The sequence below is a fragment of the Arthrobacter sp. FW306-1B-F12A genome (assembly GCF_058781865.1).
This window is the reverse complement of record NZ_JBYSXD010000023.1, coordinates 46,237-64,815: the sequence shown is the minus strand read 5'-3', so window position 1 is coordinate 64,815 and position 18,579 is coordinate 46,237. Positions and strand designations below refer to the sequence as shown.

Annotated in this window: 15 protein-coding genes; 4 read left to right on the top strand and 11 right to left on the bottom strand. The window is 64.8% G+C overall.

The window, feature by feature from the left end:
* The first annotated feature begins 204 nt into the window (after positions 1–204).
* Together AC3WJU_RS12815 and AC3WJU_RS12810 are read left to right on the top strand one after the other, a co-directional pair.
* Positions 205–1,497, top strand: a complete 1,293-nt coding sequence (locus tag AC3WJU_RS12815; RefSeq protein WP_492260033.1) for a thiolase family protein — start codon at positions 205–207, stop codon at positions 1,495–1,497.
* Positions 1,494–3,644 (top strand): 3-hydroxyacyl-CoA dehydrogenase NAD-binding domain-containing protein, encoded by a 2,151-nt coding sequence (locus AC3WJU_RS12810; RefSeq protein ID WP_492260032.1) that lies wholly within the window; start codon positions 1,494–1,496, stop codon positions 3,642–3,644. Before AC3WJU_RS12815 ends, AC3WJU_RS12810 begins: the two co-directional genes overlap by 4 nt.
* Before the next feature lie 10 nt (positions 3,645–3,654).
* Here the strand turns inward: AC3WJU_RS12810 and AC3WJU_RS12805 are convergent, their stop codons facing one another.
* From AC3WJU_RS12805 to AC3WJU_RS12770, 8 genes are all read right to left on the bottom strand, one after another.
* On the bottom strand, positions 3,655–4,725 hold the full coding sequence (locus AC3WJU_RS12805) for a nucleoside hydrolase (protein WP_492260031.1): 1,071 nt from the start codon (positions 4,723–4,725) through the stop codon (positions 3,655–3,657).
* A gap of 10 nt (positions 4,726–4,735) precedes the next feature.
* Complete coding sequence (locus tag AC3WJU_RS12800) at positions 4,736–5,713, bottom strand: aldo/keto reductase (RefSeq protein ID WP_284990709.1); 978 nt, start codon at positions 5,711–5,713, stop codon at positions 4,736–4,738.
* Positions 5,714–5,752: 39 nt separating this feature from the next.
* Positions 5,753–5,968 (bottom strand): helix-hairpin-helix domain-containing protein, encoded by a 216-nt coding sequence (locus AC3WJU_RS12795; protein ID WP_028266791.1) that lies wholly within the window; start codon positions 5,966–5,968, stop codon positions 5,753–5,755.
* A 30-nt stretch (positions 5,969–5,998) separates the two neighbouring features.
* Complete coding sequence (locus AC3WJU_RS12790) at positions 5,999–6,559, bottom strand: hypothetical protein (protein ID WP_059389101.1); 561 nt, start codon at positions 6,557–6,559, stop codon at positions 5,999–6,001.
* Positions 6,560–6,653: 94 nt separating this feature from the next.
* Positions 6,654–8,627 carry a 1-deoxy-D-xylulose-5-phosphate synthase gene (gene dxs, locus AC3WJU_RS12785; RefSeq protein WP_059389102.1) on the bottom strand — a complete coding sequence of 658 codons (1,974 nt, stop codon included), beginning with the start codon at positions 8,625–8,627 and terminating at the stop codon, positions 6,654–6,656.
* 151 nt (positions 8,628–8,778) lie between these two features.
* Positions 8,779–11,610, bottom strand: a complete 2,832-nt coding sequence (locus AC3WJU_RS12780; protein WP_492260030.1) for an aconitate hydratase — start codon at positions 11,608–11,610, stop codon at positions 8,779–8,781.
* 139 nt (positions 11,611–11,749) lie between these two features.
* Complete coding sequence (locus AC3WJU_RS12775) at positions 11,750–13,147, bottom strand: class I SAM-dependent RNA methyltransferase (protein ID WP_284990712.1); 1,398 nt, start codon at positions 13,145–13,147, stop codon at positions 11,750–11,752.
* Entirely contained in the window at positions 13,147–15,120 is a 1,974-nt protein-coding gene (locus AC3WJU_RS12770) for an APC family permease (RefSeq protein WP_332603114.1), read from the bottom strand. The genes AC3WJU_RS12775 and AC3WJU_RS12770 overlap by 1 nt, the downstream gene beginning before the upstream one ends.
* 110 nt (positions 15,121–15,230) lie before the next feature.
* Between AC3WJU_RS12770 and AC3WJU_RS12765 the strand changes: the two genes are divergently transcribed.
* Both AC3WJU_RS12765 and AC3WJU_RS12760 read left to right on the top strand, forming a co-directional pair.
* Positions 15,231–15,905, top strand: a complete 675-nt coding sequence (locus AC3WJU_RS12765; RefSeq protein WP_059389103.1) for a potassium channel family protein — start codon at positions 15,231–15,233, stop codon at positions 15,903–15,905.
* Complete coding sequence (locus AC3WJU_RS12760; protein ID WP_284990714.1) at positions 15,902–16,633, top strand: potassium channel family protein; 732 nt, start codon at positions 15,902–15,904, stop codon at positions 16,631–16,633. Before AC3WJU_RS12765 ends, AC3WJU_RS12760 begins: the two co-directional genes overlap by 4 nt.
* On the opposite strand, the gene AC3WJU_RS12755 is transcribed toward AC3WJU_RS12760, so the two are convergent.
* From AC3WJU_RS12755 to AC3WJU_RS12745, 3 genes are read right to left on the bottom strand one after another with little or no spacing between them, the layout of a single operon-like run.
* Complete coding sequence (locus AC3WJU_RS12755; RefSeq protein ID WP_284990715.1) at positions 16,603–17,394, bottom strand: DUF3159 domain-containing protein; 792 nt, start codon at positions 17,392–17,394, stop codon at positions 16,603–16,605. The two genes, AC3WJU_RS12760 and AC3WJU_RS12755, sit on opposite strands and share 31 nt — an antisense overlap.
* A complete protein-coding gene (locus AC3WJU_RS12750; RefSeq protein WP_059389104.1) occupies positions 17,391–17,744 on the bottom strand; it encodes a hypothetical protein in 354 nt (117 codons plus the stop codon). The genes AC3WJU_RS12755 and AC3WJU_RS12750 overlap by 4 nt, the downstream gene beginning before the upstream one ends.
* A complete protein-coding gene (locus AC3WJU_RS12745) occupies positions 17,737–18,486 on the bottom strand; it encodes a DUF3710 domain-containing protein (RefSeq protein ID WP_306962482.1) in 750 nt (249 codons plus the stop codon). Before AC3WJU_RS12745 ends, AC3WJU_RS12750 begins: the two co-directional genes overlap by 8 nt.
* Positions 18,487–18,579 lie beyond the last annotated feature (93 nt).

Here is an 18,579-nt window from a genome sequence, read left to right as displayed (position 1 = left end):
CTCCCGGCCCGACCCCCGCTCGGTGACGTGAGCGAGGGTCCGCCGGAAACCGGTCATACGCGAGCGAGGATCGGACCAAAGGCCGTCATATGTGAGCGCGGATCTCCTTGCGCGCTAAGTTACTGGCGAGTAACATGGCGGTAAATGACACCGGCTTCCCCCGTGAGGGCTGTCCGGCATCTATGTCTCAACGAGGAGTCACACATGAGCCAAACCGGGAACAGCGCCAAGCCGAGGACAGTCCGCGACGTCGTTTACGTTGACGGTGTCCGGACGCCATTCGGCAAAGCGGGCGACAAGGGCATCTATGCAGGCACCCGCGCCGACGACCTCGTGGTCAAGTGCATCCGGGAACTGATGCGACGCAACCCGGGCTTGCCCGCCGAACGCGTTGACGAAGTCGCCATCGCCGCCACGACGCAGACCGGCGACCAAGGCTTGACCATCGGCCGCACTGCGGCCCTCCTGGCCGGCCTCCCCCGCAGCGTGCCCGGCTTTGCGATCGACCGCATGTGTGCCGGAGCAATGACCGCGGTCACGACGACGGCGAGCGGCATCGGTTTCGGCGCGTACGATGTCGTGATCGCCGGGGGCGTGGAGCACATGGGCAACCACCCCATGGGCGCGGGCGCGGATCCCAACCCCAGGTTCATGTCCGAGCGGATCGTCGATCCAGCCGCCCTGAACATGGGCAACACCGCCGAGAACCTGCACGACCGCTTCCCGTCGATCACCAAAGAGCGAACCGACGCCTACGCAGCGGCGTCCCAGGCAAAGCTCGCCGCCGCCTACGGCAAGGGACAGATCCAGCCCGACTTGGTCCCGGTCGCCACGATGAAGCCCGGACAAGGCTGGACAGTGAACACCGTCGATGAGCCGCCGCGGCCCGGGACCACCGTTGAAGACCTCGCGGAGCTGCGTACGCCGTTCAGGGCCCATGGCCGGGTCACTGCAGGCAACGCGGCCGGCTTGAACGACGGCGCGACGGCGGCAGTCCTGGCCTCCGCGGAGGCTGCCGAAGAGCTCGGCCTGTCCGTGAAAATGCGCCTGGTCTCCTATGCTTTCGCGGGGGTCGAACCCGAGGTCATGGGTATCGGCCCGGTCCCGGCCACTGAGAAGGCCCTCAAGAACGCCGGACTCGGCATCGGGGACATCGACCTTTTCGAGATCAACGAGGCCTTCGCGGTTCAGGTCCTGAGCTTCCTGGACCACTTCGGAATCGCCGACGACGACCCTCGCGTCAACCGCTACGGCGGAGCGATCGCCGTCGGGCATCCCCTCGCATCATCCGGCGTTCGGCTCATGAATCAACTGGCCCGCCAGTTCGAGGAAGACCCGTCCGTCCGGTACGGCATCACTACCATGTGCATCGGTTTGGGAATGGGTGCCACAGTAATCTGGGAGAACCCGCACCACCCCGACTACAACAGCCACAACAGCTACAACAGCGAGACCGAGACCGCCGTCGAGACCGAGAGCAAGGGAGCCGCAGCATGAGCGCCGCAGAATTCCAGAAACTGGCCGGACTGTTCCCGGACGAGACCGTGACCCACTCCTACGTTCAGGACATCGAACTCCCCGGCAACGCCGGAACGTTCGCCCTGATCACCCTCGACAACGGCCTGGACCACACCAAGCCCACCACCCTCGGACCCAATACCCTCGTCGAGCTCGGCACGGTACTTGAAGGCCTCAAGGATCGCGCTGCGCGCGGCGAGATCGTCGGCGTCGGCGTCACAGGCAAGCCATACTTCCTGGTGGCCGGCGCGGACCTCTCTGCGGTCAAGCGACTCGAAGAGCGGGAACACGGCCTGTGGATGGCGCAACTGGGCCACGATGTCTACGCGACGCTCGCCGATCTGGGTGTTCCCAGCTTCGCCTTCATCAACGGCCTCGCGCTCGGAGGCGGCCTCGAAATCGCCCTCCAGTCCACGTACCGCACGGTCTCGACGGGCGCCGGTGCCCTCGCTTTGCCCGAAGCCTTCATCGGACTCGTCCCTGGTTGGGGCGGCGTCTACATCCTGCCGCGACTCATCGGCCCGGAAAACGCCGTCAAGGTCATGATCGAGAATCCGCTGAGCAACAACCGCGCGCTCACCGGTCCCCAGGCTTTCCAGCTGGGCATTGCCGACGCGATCTTCGAACCCGCGGATTTCGTGGAGCAGTCCATTGCCTGGGCCGCGAAAGTGATCGCGGGCGAGGCCGTCCCGGATCGGAGCAACTCCGTGGACCCGGAGGACCCCTCGGTTGTCGAACGCTGGGCCGGCGCCGTAGCTGCGGGCCGTGCGTTCGTGGAAGCCAAAACCTCAAACGCATCACCGGCTCCGGCCAAGGTGCTGGATATCCTCGAGGCCAACCGGACCATGGGCAAGGCGGAATCCGCGGCCCTGGAATGCGAGACCCTCGCAGAGTTGATGCAGACGGACGAGTTCCGCTCCACCGTCTACGCCTTCCTGGACCTCGTGCAGAAACGGTCCAAGCGGCCTGCCGGTGCGCCCGACCGCAAGCTCGCGCGTCCCGTGACGAAGATCGGCGTCGTCGGTGCCGGCCTGATGGCGAGCCAGCTCGCCCTGCTGTTCGCGCGCCAGCTCAAAGTGCCCGTGGTCCTGACGGACATCGACCAGGAACGCGTGGACAAGGGAGTTGCTTACGTCCATGCGGAGGTGGACAAGCTGCTCGGCAAGAAGCGGATCAGCTCCGACGCCGCGAACAGGACCAAGGCCCTCGTCAGCGGCTCCGTCTCCAAAGAGGCATTCGCCGACGCGGACTTCGTCATTGAAGCAGTTTTCGAAGAACTCAACGTCAAGAAGCAGGTCTTCGCCGAAGTGGAGGCCATTGTCTCCCCCGAGTGCATCCTCGCTACCAACACGTCCTCGCTGTCCGTGACGGCGATGGCTGAGGATCTGCAGCACCCGGAACGCCTGGTCGGGTTCCACTTCTTCAACCCCGTCGCCGTCATGCCGCTCCTGGAGATCGTGCGTGCCCCGAAGACCGACGACGCCGTGCTGGCCACCGCGTTCGAGCTCGCCAAGGGATTGAAGAAGACAGCCGTGCTGGTCAAGGACGCCGCCGCTTTCGTTGTCAACCGGATCCTGCTGCGGCTCATGGGCGAAGTCATTGCCGCGTTCGACGAAGGGACGCCGGCGGACGTCGCCGATTCGGCGCTTCGCCCCATGGGCCTGCCGATGAGTCCGTTCACCCTCAGCGCGATGGTAGGCCTTCCGGTCGCCCAGCACGTCCAGGAATCGCTGCACGCTGCCTTCGGCGAGCGTTTTGCGGTATCCCAGAACCTGCAGAAGTTGGTTGACAACGGCGTGAAGTCACTCTGGGCTCCGGGTCCTGACGGACAGCCGGTCATCCCGGCCGACACGTTGGCACTCATGTCCTTCGGCACCACGCCGTCCACTTCCGAGGAGGTCCTTCGTCGCACGCAGGACGCCCTCGCCGAGGAAATCGGACTCATGCTGTCCGAAGGCGTGGTGGCCGGGCCTGAAGACATTGACCTCTGTGTCATCCTCGGCGCCGGCTGGCCGATGTTCCTGGGCGGCATCACACCGTATCTGGATCGGGTGGGCGCCTCCGAGCGTGTCAACGGCAAACGCTTCCTGGCTCCCGGGATCGCGTCGAAGCCGGCCGCCGGGTAGCGTTCCGGCGTCAAGAACCCGGCAGGCTCCGGGCAAGGCCGCCCAATGCGCGCACCAGTTCGGCGAAGGCTTCGCTTGGGTGGTTTTCCGAGACGATGCGCGCGTTGGGAGGCTCGCCCCACAGTCCGCGGAAGTCCGCCACGGTGGTTCCGATGAGCTTGGGGGCCGCCGTCTCGACGTGCACTGTGGCCGTGCGGGTGCTGTACCTGGCAGTGCGTGCGGCGACGGACGCCGCGAAGTAGTCGTGGATGTGCGCCAGGTAGCCTTGGCCGTACTTTCGGTGGAACTCGAAATAGAAGCGCAGCATATCGCTGAGGTGCCGCACGAGTTCGTTGGACGCAGTACTGCGCCGTCCCTCCGGCTGCTCCGGGAGGACAAGTTCCGGCTCCGTGCAAACCGCCTCGGCAGCCAAGGCCGCCACGTGCCCGGGCGTCAGTTCGATCCGTTCCGTGGTCTCCAAGGCGCACACCACCGGAAGGCACTCCTCGGGAAGTCCGGAGAAGGCCGCAAACACCTCGGCGGCTGCGTGCGGATCAACGTGGGTGTTCCACTCGGCGGTGGGCGTCGTGTTGCCCTGGTAGTAGTAGCTGCCACCCATGATCACGACGCCGCGCAGCAGCTCCGGCAGCCGCGGCTCGGCCCGCAGGGCGAGGGCAAAGTTGGTGAGGGGCGCCGTCAACAGGGCGGTCAGCTCCCCCGGCCGTGACCGGGCCGCTTCGACCCAAAGCTCGACGGCGTCGACGCCGTTCAGTTGTCCGCGCGGTTCCGGTAGCTCGGCGTAGCCCACGCCTTGGGGACCGTGGGTTTCCGGCGTGGTGGTCAGCGGGATCCGCAGCGGAGCCCGGGCCCCGATGGCAACGGGCACGTCAGGGCGGCCACACAACTCGAGCAGGGACAGGTTGTTGCGTGCCACCTGCTCCGCCCCGACGTTGCCCGGAGTGCTGCTCACTGCGACGAGTTCCACCTGCGGCTGGCTGCACAGGTAGGCGATGGCGAGGGCATCGTCGATTCCTGTGTCGCAGTCCACCAGCAAGCTCACGGATTCGCGCCGGCCTGCAGCCGCTGCCTGCTCCCCGCTCATGGAACGCTCCTTAGAAAAGGGCTACCTTGGGCGTGCGCGGGAAGATGTCGTCCATTTCGGCACGTTCTTCCGCCGTGGGCACCCAGCGCACGGCTTTCGCGTTTTCTGCGATCTGCTCCGGGCGGGTGGCTCCCGCAATGACGCTGCTGACTGCGGGCTGGGCGGCCAGCCAGGAGAAGGCCAGCTGCAGTTCGTTCAGGTCCCGCTCCTTGGCGAATTGGCTGAACCTGCCCAACTGGACCCAGTCGGCGTCGTGGACCATGTTGGTCCGCGTGTGGCTGAGGCGCGATCCTTCCGGGGCGCTGCCTGGAGCATACTTGCCCGTCAGGAGCCCGTTCGCCAGGGGGAAATACGGCAGGACACCGAGCCCGAAAGCCTGGGCGGCCGGAAGGACTTCGAGTTCCGCGCGGCGGTCCAGAAGGTTGTAGTGGTTCTGCGTCGAAATGAACCGTGCACCGCCCTGTATCCGTGCGACGTATTCGGCTTCGGCGATCTGCCACCCAGCACGATTGGAATGGCCGAGGTACCGGACCTTGCCGCTTGTGACGAGGTCATCGAGGGCTGCGAGGGTCTCGTCAACCGGGGTGAGGGGGTCCGGGGTGTGGTACTGGTACAGGTCAATCCAGTCCGTGCCGAGGCGGCGCAGCGATGCCTCGGCTGCTTGGATGATGTAGCGGCGCGATCCCCGGGCGCCGAAATCGTTGCCGTTGGCGCCGTGCATGTCCATGCCGAATTTCGTGGCCACGACGGCGTCGTCCCTGCGACCTTTCAGGGCGACGCCCAGCATGGTCTCGCTGAGGCCAGGCTCCCGGCCGTAGACGTCTGCAACATCGAAAAGCGTCACTCCGGCGTCCAAGGCGGCGTGCACTACCGCGTTGGTACCCTCCTGCGATTCAGTGGCCGTATTGGCCCGCCCGAGATTGTTGCACCCCAAACCGACTACTGAGACGGTCAATCCGGAATTTCCAAGACGGCGATATTCAGTCATGGTTTCACCCTACAACGACCGCGGGGGCGGGTCCGCCGCTCAGGATCCGAAGGCGATTCCCGCCTCTTCCATCGCATCGTGCAACTGGGCCATGACCTTGGGTCCCATGCCGTGCAGGGCCGCGACCCGTCCCTCGCCGAACTCGGCGAGTTGTTCCAGGGTTTCCAGACCTTCGTGGGCGAGTGCCCTTCGTGCGGGAGCGGACAAGCCCTTGGGCAGCGGAGTGTGTCCGGGCCAGTTGCTCTTGGGCGCCATGCGTGTCCCTTCGAAGCGGTGATGTGGTCCTTAGAGGGTAAAGCCCGCGCCCGTTTTCGGCGAGTGTTTTACTTTGAATGCGGTGGGTTCGGCATGGGGCGCCGCCGCGATGCTCAGCTTGGTGAAGTCCAGGTCTTCTCCCCTGATGCACACCTTGATGGCGTTGACGGCCTTGTTGACATCCGGGCACAGACAGAAAATGTTGAGCTTCGAGTCGCTGATATCGGATCGATCCACGGTACCCAAACCGCGCCAGGCCAGTTCGCTCGTCAGGGCGGCCTTCGCCTTGCGTTCAAGGTAGCGGTCGCGGTCGGTACCGTCCTTTGTCTTGAGCGCGATCTGAGCGACCACCCAAAACTGCTCGGTCTCGGGAATCTCCGCGTAGCCGTCTTCTTCGCATTGCGCGGCAAAGGCCGTCATGAGGCCTTCGACGGCGGATTCGTCGTCGACGTCGGTTTCGTCAGTGCTGCTCTGGTGTCCTACGACCCCGTGGTTGATGACGAACTGCTTGAATTCGTCGTCATACCAAGCTTCCCGGAAATGCAGGACCGCTTCGTCGTCGCGCTTATAGGTGCGGATGATGCCGCTCATGCCTGTCCTTTTCTGAACCACTCCGGGCAGGTGCTGTTCGGACCTGTGCCGTCGAAGGGTGCCTGTTTGTTGGATACTGCCTTGAACAGGCGGTTCACAGTTTGGGGAGACTGCCTGTGCTGGGGTGTTCTTGTCCTGGCAGGGGCCGCGCGAAAGGCACCTTTGTCCCCAGGACCTGCGCGACGACGTCGTGCGTTATCTGTTGGGCGGTAAGGCCCACGCGCTCAAGGACTTGGCTCCTGGTTCCATGGTCGAGGAATTCGACCGGAAGCCCCACTTCGTTGAGGGCCGTGTCCACGCCGGCCGCGCGCATCTCCTGGCGGATCCGGGAGCCGACGCCCCCTGCCCGGACGCCGTCTTCGATGCAGATCACCAAACGGTGCCGGGCTGCGAGGGCGATGATGGACTTGCGTACAGGCAGGACCCACCGCGGATCCACCACGGTGGAACTGATGCCTTGGGATCCGAGCCGGGACGCGACGTCGAGGGCGAGTTCGGACATTGCGCCTACGCTGACAACCAGGACATCGTTCTCGGTAGAGCCTTCGGGGCGGCGCGCGAGCACGTCGACGCCGTCGGAAAGCCGTTCGATCGCTTCGATCTCGCTTCCCACGCTGCCCTTGGAGAAGCGCACCACGCTGGGCGCGTCGGCGATGGCAACCGCTTCGCGGAGTTCTTCCCGCAGGCGGCTGGCATCCCGCGGAGCCGCGAGGTGCAGCCCTGGAACGATCTGGACCATCGCCATGTCCCACATGCCGTGGTGGCTGGCCCCGTCCGGGCCCGTCACGCCGGCGCGGTCCAACACGACCGTCACTCCGGCTTTGTGCAGGGCGACGTCCATGAGGAGCTGGTCGAAGGCACGGTTCAGGAACGTCGCGTAAACGGCGACGACGGGGTGCAGTCCACCGAAGGCCATGCCTGCGGCCGAGGTGAGGGCGTGCTGTTCGGCGATCCCGACGTCGATCACTCTTTCAGGGTGCCGTTCCGCGAACTTGTGCAACCCGACAGGGATCAGCATGGCCCCGGTGATACCGACGATGTCTTCGCGCTCATCGGCGATGTCCGCGATTTCCTCAGCGAACACGGATGTCCACGAGCGGGCTCCACCCGCTTCGGTGGGTTCGCCGGTTTCGGGATCGATGATCCCGACGGCGTGGAACTGGTCCGCCTCGTTGGCGAGGGCAGGCGCGTAGCCGTGCCCCTTTTCAGTCATGGCGTGGACGATCACCGGGCCGCCGTAATTACGGGCGGTAGTCAGCGCGTGCTCAAGGGCACGCATGTTGTGGCCGTCGACAGGGCCGATGTACTTCATGCCGAGGTCTTCGAACATGCCTTGCGGAGCCCACCAGTCCTTGATGCCCTTCTTCATGGCATGCAGGCTCCTGTAGGTGAACTGCCCGATCGGGCCGCCGCTTTGGAGTTTCTTCTTCCACCAGTCCAACACCACTTCATAGGTGGGGGCTGCCCGGAAGGAATCGATCGTGGGGCGCAGCGAAGCGAGGTAGTCGGCAAGACCGCCGACCGTCGGGGCATAGGAGCGGCCATTGTCGTTGACGACGATCACCACGCGTCGCCGCTTGTCGGCGGCGATGTTGTTGATTGCCTCCCAGGCCATGCCGCCCGTCAGCGCACCGTCTCCGACGACGGCGACAACGCAGCGGTCGCCCTCGCCGGTCAACTGGCGGGCACGGGAGATACCGTCGGCCCAGGACAAGGAAGAGGACGCGTGGGAGCTTTCCACGATGTCGTGCTCGGACTCGGCACGATCGGGGTAGCCGGACATGCCACCTTGCTGCCGGAGGGTGCTGAAGTCCTGCCTGCCGGTCAGCAATTTGTGGACGTAGGACTGATGGCCGGTGTCGAAAACGATGCTGTCGCGCGGCGAATCGAAGACCTTATGGATGGCCATGGTGAGTTCCACCACGCCAAGGTTCGGTCCAAGGTGACCACCCGTTTGGGCGACGTTGGTGATGAGGAAAGTCCTGATCTCGCCTGCAAGCTGCTCCAGCTGCTGACTGGTGAGCTTGCTCAGGTCCTGCGGGTTCCGGATTGTCTCCAAGAGTCCCAACGGCCCCTCCTTAGGGTGGTTGACGTGCTATACAACTCTAACGCCTTGGCCGGAACCAAGCCGCAGGAAAGGCTACAGCCCCGGCCGGTCGATGACCAGCCGGGGCTGTAGCTTTTGCCTTTGGCGCAGGCGGAGCCCGCGCCGGTATCGGCTAGTGGGCCGAGATTTGGCGCAGAACGTACTGAAGGATGCCGCCGTTGCGGTAGTAGTCCGCTTCGCCCGGCGTATCGATACGCAACACGGCGTCGAAGGACTTGGTGCTGCCGTCCTCGGCCGTTGCCGTGACCTTGAGCGTCCGCGGCGTGGTGCCGTTGTTCAGCTCGGTGACGCCCTCGACCGAGAACGTTTCCGTGCCGACCAGGCCCAGCGACGCAGCCGATTCGCTGGCCGGGTACTGCAGCGGGAGGACGCCCATGCCGATGAGGTTGGAGCGGTGGATGCGCTCGTAGCTTTCGGCGATGACAGCCTTGACGCCCAGCAGCGCGGTTCCCTTGGCAGCCCAGTCACGGGACGAGCCGGAGCCGTACTCCTTGCCGGCCAGGACCACCAGCGGGGTGCCGGCTGCCTGGTAGTTCTGGGCAGCGTCGTAGACGTAGGCCTGGGGGCCGTCCGCCTGGGTGAAGTCGCGGGTGAAGCCACCCTCGACGCCCGCACCGTCGTTGAAGTCAGCGAGCAGCTGGTTCTTGATGCGGATGTTCGCGAAGGTTCCGCGGATCATGACCTCGTGGTTGCCACGGCGCGAACCGTAGGAGTTGAAGTCCTTGCGCTCCACGCCGTTGGCCAGAAGGTACTGGCCTGCCGGGGTGTCCGACTTGAAAGAACCGGCCGGGGAGATGTGGTCGGTGGTGACGGAGTCGCCGAGCTTCAGCAGCACGCGGGCTCCGGCGATGTCCGTTACCGGTTCCGGCTGCGCCTTCATGCCTTCGAAGTACGGGGGCTTCCGCACGTAGGTGGACTTGGCGTCCCAGGCGAAGGTGTCGCCTGCCGGAGTGTCGAGTGCCTTCCAGCGGTCGTCGCCGTCGAAGACGCCCTCGTAGCCGCGGGCGAACATTTCCTTGTCGATCGAGGAATCGATGACCTTCTGGACCTCGACCGGGTTCGGCCAGATGTCCTTCAAGAAGACATCGTTGCCGTCCTGGTCCTGGCCCAGCGGATCGGCGTCGAAGTCGAAGTCCATGGTTCCGGCCAGGGCGTAGGCGATGACCAGCGGCGGGGAGGCCAGGTAGTTCATCTTGACGTCCGGGTTGATGCGGCCTTCGAAGTTGCGGTTGCCGGAGAGGACAGCCGAGACGGAAAGGTCGTTGGCCTGGATGGCCTCGGAGATTTCGGCGTCGAGCGGTCCAGAGTTGCCGATGCAGGTGGCGCAGCCGTAGCCCACGATGTAGAAGCCGAGCTTCTCCAGGTAGGGGGTCAGGCCGGACTTCTCGTAGTAGTCGGTGACAACCTTGGAGCCGGGAGCAACCGAAGTCTTGACCCACGGCTTGGACGTGAGGCCCTTGTCGACGGCGTTGCGGGCGAGCAGCGCGGCAGCAAGCATCACCGAAGGGTTGGACGTGTTGGTGCAGGACGTGATCGAAGCGATCGAAACGGCACCGTGGTCCAGTTCGAATTCGCGGCCGTCAGCTGTTGTGACGCTCACCTTGTTCGACGGACGACCGTTGGACTTCGGGCCGTGTCCGTGCGGCGCGACGTCGGACAGGTGCGTCGCGGTGGCGGTGAACGACGGCGAATCGGAGGCCGGGAAGCTCTCGTCGATCGCTTCGTCCAGGCTTCCGTCGGCCAGGTCTTCCTTCACGTAGTTGCGCAGGTCCTCGCGGAACTGCGCCTTGGACTCGGTGAGGATGATGCGGTCCTGGGGACGCTTCGGGCCCGAGATCGAGGGAACAACCGTGGACAGGTCGAGCTCGAGGTACTCGGAGAACTTGATCTCGTGCGAGGGATCGTGCCAGAGGCCCTGTTCCTTCGCGTAGGCCTCGACCAGGGCGACGTTCTGCTCGGAGCGGCCGGTGAGGCGCAAGTACTCGAGGGTGACGTCGTCGATCGGGAACATCGCTGCCGTTGAGCCGAACTCCGGGCTCATGTTGCCGATAGTGGCGCGGTTGGCCAACGGCACGGCCGCAACGCCTTCGCCGTAGAATTCCACGAACTTGCCGACCACGCCGTGGTTGCGCAGCTGCTCGGTGATGGTCAGGACGACGTCCGTGGCGGTGGCGCCGGCGGGGATGGAGCCGGTGAGCTTGAAGCCGACAACGCGCGGGATCAACATGGAAACGGGCTGGCCAAGCATGGCGGCCTCGGCTTCGATGCCGCCTACGCCCCAGCCGAGCACGCCCAGGCCGTTGACCATGGTGGTGTGGGAGTCCGTGCCGACGCAGGTGTCCGGGTAGGCACGGAGGACGCCGTCAACTTCGCGGGTCATGACGGTGCGTGCCAGGTATTCGATGTTGACCTGGTGGACGATGCCGGTTCCCGGGGGGACAACCTTGAAGTCGTCGAAAGCAGTCTGGCCCCAACGCAGGAACTGGTAACGCTCGCCGTTGCGCTGGTATTCGATCTCCATGTTGCGCTCAAGCGCGCCGGAGTTGCCGAAGGCATCGATCTGCACGGAGTGGTCGATGACCATCTCAGCCGGAGCCAGCGGGTTGACGCGCTTGGGGTCGCCGCCGAGGTCCTTGATGGCTTCACGCATGGTGGCAAGGTCAACCACACAGGGAACCCCGGTGAAGTCCTGCATGATGACTCGGGCCGGGGTGAACTGGATCTCGGTGTCTGGCTGGGCATCCGGGTCCCAGCCGGCCAAGGCGCGGACGTGGTCGGCCGTGATATTGGCGCCATCTTCCGTCCGCAGGAGGTTTTCAAGCAATACCTTAAGGCTGAACGGAAGGCTGTCTGCGCCCTCAACGGAGTTCAACCGGAAAATTTCATAATCGGTGCCGGCTACATTCAGTACGCCTTTGGAACCGAAGCTGTCCACAGTGCTCATGGCAGGACTCCTCTCGCAACAGCTTTCATCTTTGTCGCGTGGTTGACCGCTAGCTAGTTAGGCAAACCTAATCTGAGCGACTGCCGGCCGGTGGAGAAGTGAAGCGCGACGTAGGACTTCTCCCCCATCGTAGTGGCGCCTATGCCGCGGGCACCAGCAACGCAACGGTCTCCAGGTGGTGTGTGTGCGGATACAAGTCAAATGCCCGGAGGGATTCGAGGCGCCATCCGCTGTTCCGGAAGTACCCCAGATCACGCGCGAAGGAGGCCGGATCACACGACACATAGGCGATTGCGCGGGGCCCGGACTCGATGAGCTGGCTGACCACGGCCTTGCCGGCGCCGGCCCGCGGCGGGTCGATCACCAAGGCGTCGAAGCTCCGGGGGCGCTGCCGGAGGACACGTTCCACCCTGCCCTGGACAATTTCCACCTGGGTCTCTCCGTGCAGGTTCTTGCGGGCATCGCGGCTGGTCCCGGGCGATCCTTCGACGGACAGCACCGAACCGGTGATCCCCACGGCATCCGCCAAGGGCGCCGTAAACAATCCGGCTCCCGCGTAAAGATCGGCGACGGCCGATCCCGGAAGGAGGTAGCCGCCGTCGTGCAGGAATCCCGTCACCGCCCCCACCAGGGTCCCGGGCGCGTCCTTGTGGATCTGCCAGAACCCTTCTCCCGTCACCCGGTATTCGTGGCCGGCAGCCGATTCCTGGACCCACGTCCTGCCGCGCAACTGCAGGACATCTCCACCCACGGGGTCGAAGCTCGCCACTGAGACTTCCTGCGGGAGCTGGCCCAGGATCCGGTTGAGGCGCCGGGCGTCAGTACCCTCCTCCGGGGCGAGAAGGACGAGGGGACGCGATCCGTTGGCGGGCGCGGCCACCTCCACCCGCGAGATCCCCCGCAGATCGATGTCCCAGAGCCGCAACTCGTTGATGCCCGGCAGTGCCAAAGGCATCTCATGGACAGGAATCACGACGTCGGAGCGGTGGGCATGCATCCCCAGCCGGCCACCGGGGGTGACGGCAAAGCTGGCACGGGTCCGCCAGCCGAGCCCGGTATCGCCGTCGGATGCCGCAACACCGCCGGGGGCCGCGTCACCGGCGGCCGCCGGCTCCACTTCGACATCGAGTTCGACGCCGGCGAGCCGCTTCAACTGTTCGGCGAGGACTTCGGATTTGAGCAGCCGTTGCCGTTCCAGTGTTACGTGCCCGAGTTCCGCGCCGCCCACGGGCGGACCGCCCTTGCGCCAGGCGGCAAGAGAGTCGGCGAGCGGCCAGAAATGGCGCGTCCGATCGTCTGACGCTTCCAGGACGTCGACGACGTCGGCACGCCAGAAACGGGAAGACTCTCCTGCGTCGGTCAGCCGGACCCGGACCTTCTCCCCCGGGATGCCGTGCCGGACAAAAATAACCCGGCCTTCGTGCCGTGCGACAAAGTGGCCGCCATGGGCGATGGGGCCGACGTCCACCACCAGCTCCGTGGCAGCTCCGTCCTGGGCCGTGGGCGAGCTGGATTCGGTGTTGATCGGGTGGGTCATCAGGTATCCTGCAATGCCTTTGCTTCTTCGGAGGATTTCAATTGCCAAGGGACGCTGGCCACCATGACGCCGGGTTCAAAGTGGAGCCTGGCCTTGATGCGCAAGGCGGTCTGGTTGTGGACGAGCTGTTCCCACCACTTGCCGACGACGTACTCCGGGATGTAGACGACGATCAGGTCGCGCGGGGAATCACGGCGCATGTTCTTGACGTAGTCCAGGATCGGCGTGACGGTTTCGCGGTACGGGCTCGCCAAAACGGTCAACGGGACAGGGATGTCCAGCTTGTCCCAGGCCTCGACGGTGTGCGCGGTTTCCTCGTGGTCGATGTCGACGATGATGGCGTCCAGCCGGGACGGCCTCGACGCCCGCGCGTAGGCGAGGGCGCGCAGCACCGGTTTGCGGACGTGGGACACCAGGAGCACGGCATGGACCCGGGTAGGCAATGCACGCGGGGAAGAATCCTCGTCAACGGCCAGTTCCTTGGCCACGTTGTCGTAGTGGGCGCGGATGCTCCACATGATGAGGAACAGGACGAACATCGCGAGAAGGGCGATCCAGGCACCCTGTTCGAACTTGGTGATCAGCACGATGGTCAGCACCAGCGCCGTCATGGCGAAGCCGAGCATGTTGATGGTGCGGGACTTCACGATCCTGAGGCGGACGGCTTTGTCCTGCGCAAGTTTGAGTTCCCTGCCCCAGTGACGCACCATGCCCAACTGGCTCATCGTGAAGGAAATGAAGACGCCCACGATGTACAGCTGGATCAGCTTGGTGACATCGGCGTTGAAGGAAATGATGAGGACCAAGGCGCCGGCAGCAAGGGCGAGGACGCCGTTGCTGAAGGCCAGGCGGTCTCCGCGGGTCCGAAGCTGGCGGGGAAGGTAGCCGTCCTGGGCGAGGATGGACCCCAGGACCGGGAATCCGTTGAACGCCGTGTTGGAGGCGAAGACGAGGATGACGCCCGTCGCGGCGACAACAACGTAGAACGGGATGGACCCGGCGCCGAAGATCGTCTGTGCAATCTGGCTGATGGCAGGGTTCTGGATGTAGTCGTCCGGGAGCGGCTGGCCATGCAGGAGGAATTCTTTGGCCGGATCCAGCACGATGTGGACCTTGGTGGCGTTGGCGAGGTAGATGATGCCCGCGAGCATGGCCGAGGCGATGACGCCGAGCAGCAAGAGCGTAGTGGCGGCGTTCTTGCTCTTTGGCTTCTTGAAGTTCGGTACACCGTTGCTGATGGCCTCCACACCAGTCAGGGCCGCTGCGCCGGAGGAGAAGGCGCGCAGCAGCAGGAACGCGCCTGCCAGGCCCACGAGTCCCTGGTCGAATCCCTCTTGCGGGACGATGGTGAAGGCTGCCGAGGGAGCCTGGCCGAGTTGGCCCGTGGCCGCCTGGAAGATACCGACGGCCGTCATGCCCAGGATGGAGAACATGAATATATAGGTGGGAACCGCGAAGACACTGCCCGCTTCCTTGATTCCGCGCAGGTTGACGAGTGCCAGGACGATGACGCCGACTGTGGCGATGAGCGCCTGCTGCCCGTGCAGCGAGGGGATCGCGGTGGTCAGGTACGCCGCGGCGGAGGACATCGACACGGCGACGGTGAGGACGTAGTCCACCAACAACGCGGCGGCGACGGTCAGGCCAGCGAACTTCCCCAGGTTGACGTTGGCGATTTCGTAGTCGCCGCCACCGGAAGGGTAGGCGTGGACGTTCTGCCGGTACGAGGCTACAACCGTGAGCAAGACCACCATGACCGCGAGGCCTACGAGCGGCGAAATAGCCACAGCACTCACGCCCGCGAGGGCCAGCGTCAGCAGGATTTCGTCAGGGGCGTACGCCACGGATGACAGGGCGTCCGAGGCGAAAATCGGCAGGGCAATGCGCTTGGGAAGCAGGGTGTGGGCCAGGCGGTCGTTCCGGAACGGCCGCCCCACCAACACCCGCTTCGCGGCGTTGAGAATTGTCAGCACTCCGCAAAGCTACTCTGAATCGAACGCGATGTCATGACGGCGGACTGGCTTCCGCGACTTGCCCCGGTAGAGTCTTACCGAGCGGCATGCATAAGAGTGAAGGAGAAACCGTGGCTCACTTTGTGATCATGGGTTGCGGACGAGTTGGCGCAACGTTGGCGCACACCTTGGAAGACGCCGGCCATTCGGTGGCAATCATCGACCAGGACGACCGTGCTTTCCGCCGCCTGCGCAGCGGGTTCACCGGCAGGAAAGTCACCGGCGTCGGCTTCGACCGGGACACCCTCAAGCAGGCAGGTTGCGAGGAAGCGTACGCTTTCGCCGCCGTCTCCAGCGGTGACAACTCCAATATCCTCGCCACCCGGGTAGCCCGTGAGACTTTCCATGTTTCGCATGTTGTAGCCCGCATCTACGATCCCGGCCGCGCCGAAATCTACCAGCGCCTGGGCATCCCCACGGTAGCCGCCGTGCGCTGGAGCGCGGACCAGGTCCTGCGCCGGATCCTGCCCGAGCAACACTTGGCGGGCGACTACCGCGAACCCTCGGGCCGGTTGGTTTTGTCCGAAGTAGACCTCGACCAAGGCTGGATCGGGCACCCGCTGACTGCCATCGAAGCAGCATCCGGAATCCGTGTCGCTTTCCTCACCCGTTTTGGAGAGGGCGTCCTGCCCCAGGCCGGAACGGCGTACCAGGAGGGCGACACCGTGCACGCCATGTTGAATCTGGACCGCAGCGCCGAGGTGGCGCGCATCCTTTCCAGCGCACCTGCCAAGGAGTCTGAGTGAAAGTCGTTATTGTCGGCGCGGGCAGCGTCGGTTCATCGATCGCGCGTGAATTGCTCGCCCACAAACACGAGATCATGCTGATCGACCTCAAACCGGAGGTCATCGGGCGCAGCGGGCTCCGCGGGGCGCGCTGGCTCGTGGGCGACGCGTGCGAATTGAGCACGCTGCAGGAAGCGAAGCTGGAAGGGGCCGACGTCGTCGTGTCCGCGACCGGCGACGACAAAGTCAACCTCGTGGTGTCCTTGCTGGCCAAGACCGAATTCGGTGTGGGCCGCACGGTTGGCCGGGTCAACAATCCCAAGAACGACTGGATGTTCAACGATTCCTGGGGCGTCGACGTCGCAGTCAACACCCCGCAGCTCATGACGGCGCTCGTGGAAGAAGCCGTGGAAATCGGTGACCTCGTCCGCTTGCTGACCTTGCAGACGGGCGTCTCCTCACTCGTGGAATTCACCGTTCCCCACGACTCGCACATCATCGGCAGCACCGTGGGCGGCATCGAATGGCCCGAAGACGCCACCCTGGTGGCGATCCTTCGGGACCATGCGCCCATCACGCCGAGCCGCGACGACGTGATCGACGGCGGCGACGAGCTGTTCTTCGTCACCACCATTGCGGCTGAGGACGGCCTCAGGGGGCTGCTTTCCCCGTCCGCCGCGGACCACGGCTCAGTTGACGTCGAAGAAGAGTTTTCGGATCAGTCCGACGACGACGGCTTCGACGGCTGAGGATCACGATCCGGCTTCTGGCCCGGCACCGGCCGGGTCAGGAGCCAGGCAATCCAGAGCCCAAGGATGTATAGCGGAGCGCCCATGATCAGCCTCATGGTAGCGAGCGCGGCAAGGCCGGGTTCGCCCATGAAATACAGGGGCACCTGGACCACCAGCCGTAGTGCCAGGACGGCAATGACTACCCACGTGCCGATGGCGTAGGCCCGCAGGCGCTCCGGGTTCTTCCGCCATTCGAAGCCCTCGTTGCGGACGAATCCGAAAAGCAGGCCGGCGATCGGCCACTTGAGCAGGATCGACAGCACCATTCCGGCGATGTAGGCGATATTCGTATAGAAGCCCAGGACGTAGAAATCCTCGGCCTTGCCGGTGGTGTTCGCGAGCCAAGCGGAGATGGCGACGCCGGCGATCCCCGCAAGCGCCTGGGTCAACGGGCGCCGTTGGACAAGCCGGACTACGGTGAAGACGGCTGCCGCCGCGAGGGAGGCAATCAGGGACGCCGGAAGGTCGCGGGTGACCATGAAAGCGATCAGGAAGACGAGGCCTGGCACGATGCTCTCGGCTATGCCCTGGACACCCCCGGCGGATTTGAGGATATCCACGTGCCCGTGGCTGTTGCGTTGGAGTCCGGCTTTCTCGGCATAGCCGGCGGCAATGTCCGCAATGCTCGGCCCCTGGGCGCCCTGCCTGGCCTCCTCGGCCGAGCCGGGCTCCTCCTCCGCTGGTTTTTCGTGGGGGCCGGATCCATTGGCGACGGTCATTGGTGCTCCTGCCGGGAGAGGATTTCGTAGCGCGGATTGAACATTGTGGGCATCCCGTCTTTCGGCGTGACCATGCCCTCGAGCCGCAGGACCGTCCCTGGTTCAATACCGGGCACCTTGCGGCGCCCGAGCCAGATGACGCGGAGTCGGGTCAACGGACCGGTGTCGCCCCTATGCGCAATCCGGTCGACGACGATAGCCGAGAAGTGTGCTTGCTCATTGGCGGGCTGGTAGGTGACCGACTCGATGAAACCCGTGCAGTCGACCCTGCCCCGGACAGGGAGTTCAGTGAGGGGCAGGGACGCCGAGCTGCCATGGGCGGCAGCGGCACGCGCCGCTTTGTCAGCCAATCTGGGTGATCTCCGGGCCGCGTTCCGGCCGCTGAAGCTCCGGCGTTTCATGGGGAGCGCCGTGCTGGCCGGAGGCCACAGCATCCTTGGGAAGCTTCAGCTGAAGCAGCTCGCGGGGCGGCATGGGGTTGTCTCCGCGAATGACCACAACCTTGCGGAAGAGGTTCTCCAGTCCTTCGGCCGCTTTCCTGTCCAAGGCCGCGTTGCCGCCGATGACGCCACGGAGGAACCAGCGGGGTCCGTCCACGCCCATGAACCGGGCGGCCCGGAAGCCACGGCCGCCGTCGGCGGATTCGGTGGGAAGCTTGGCGATGAGTTCCGTGCCGAAGGTGCCGACGATCTCCTCGACTTCGCCTCCTTGGCTGGATACGGACTGGCCGATTTGTTCGCGGATCTCGTCCCACAGCCCTTCGGAGCGTGGCGCGGCAAATGCTTGGAGCTGGAGGCTCGAGCCATCGAGGTCCATGGTGACGGCCACTACCCGCTGGGTTGCTTCTTCGACTTCGAGGCGCAATTGAAGGCCCTCGGAAGGCTCGATCAGCAAGGCGCCAAGATCCACGTAGCCATCCTGGCTATCTATTTCGCTGGCATCCAATGGCCCCTTGGACAGGCGGAAGTCGCCCTTGGCGGCTCCACTGGCTACCGTGCCGGCGTCCTGCTGCGTCGTCGCGGCATTGGCCTGCTCAGTACCGTTGTCTTTCGGCTGCTCAGCCTTGGACTTCTTTCCGCGCCCAAAAAGCATCGGGTTGTCTCCTTAGTAGTGGTCTATCCCCAGTAAACCGCAGACTGCCCATCAACTCGCGGGCAGCATGGCAATCAGCTCCGTGCGGCGCCG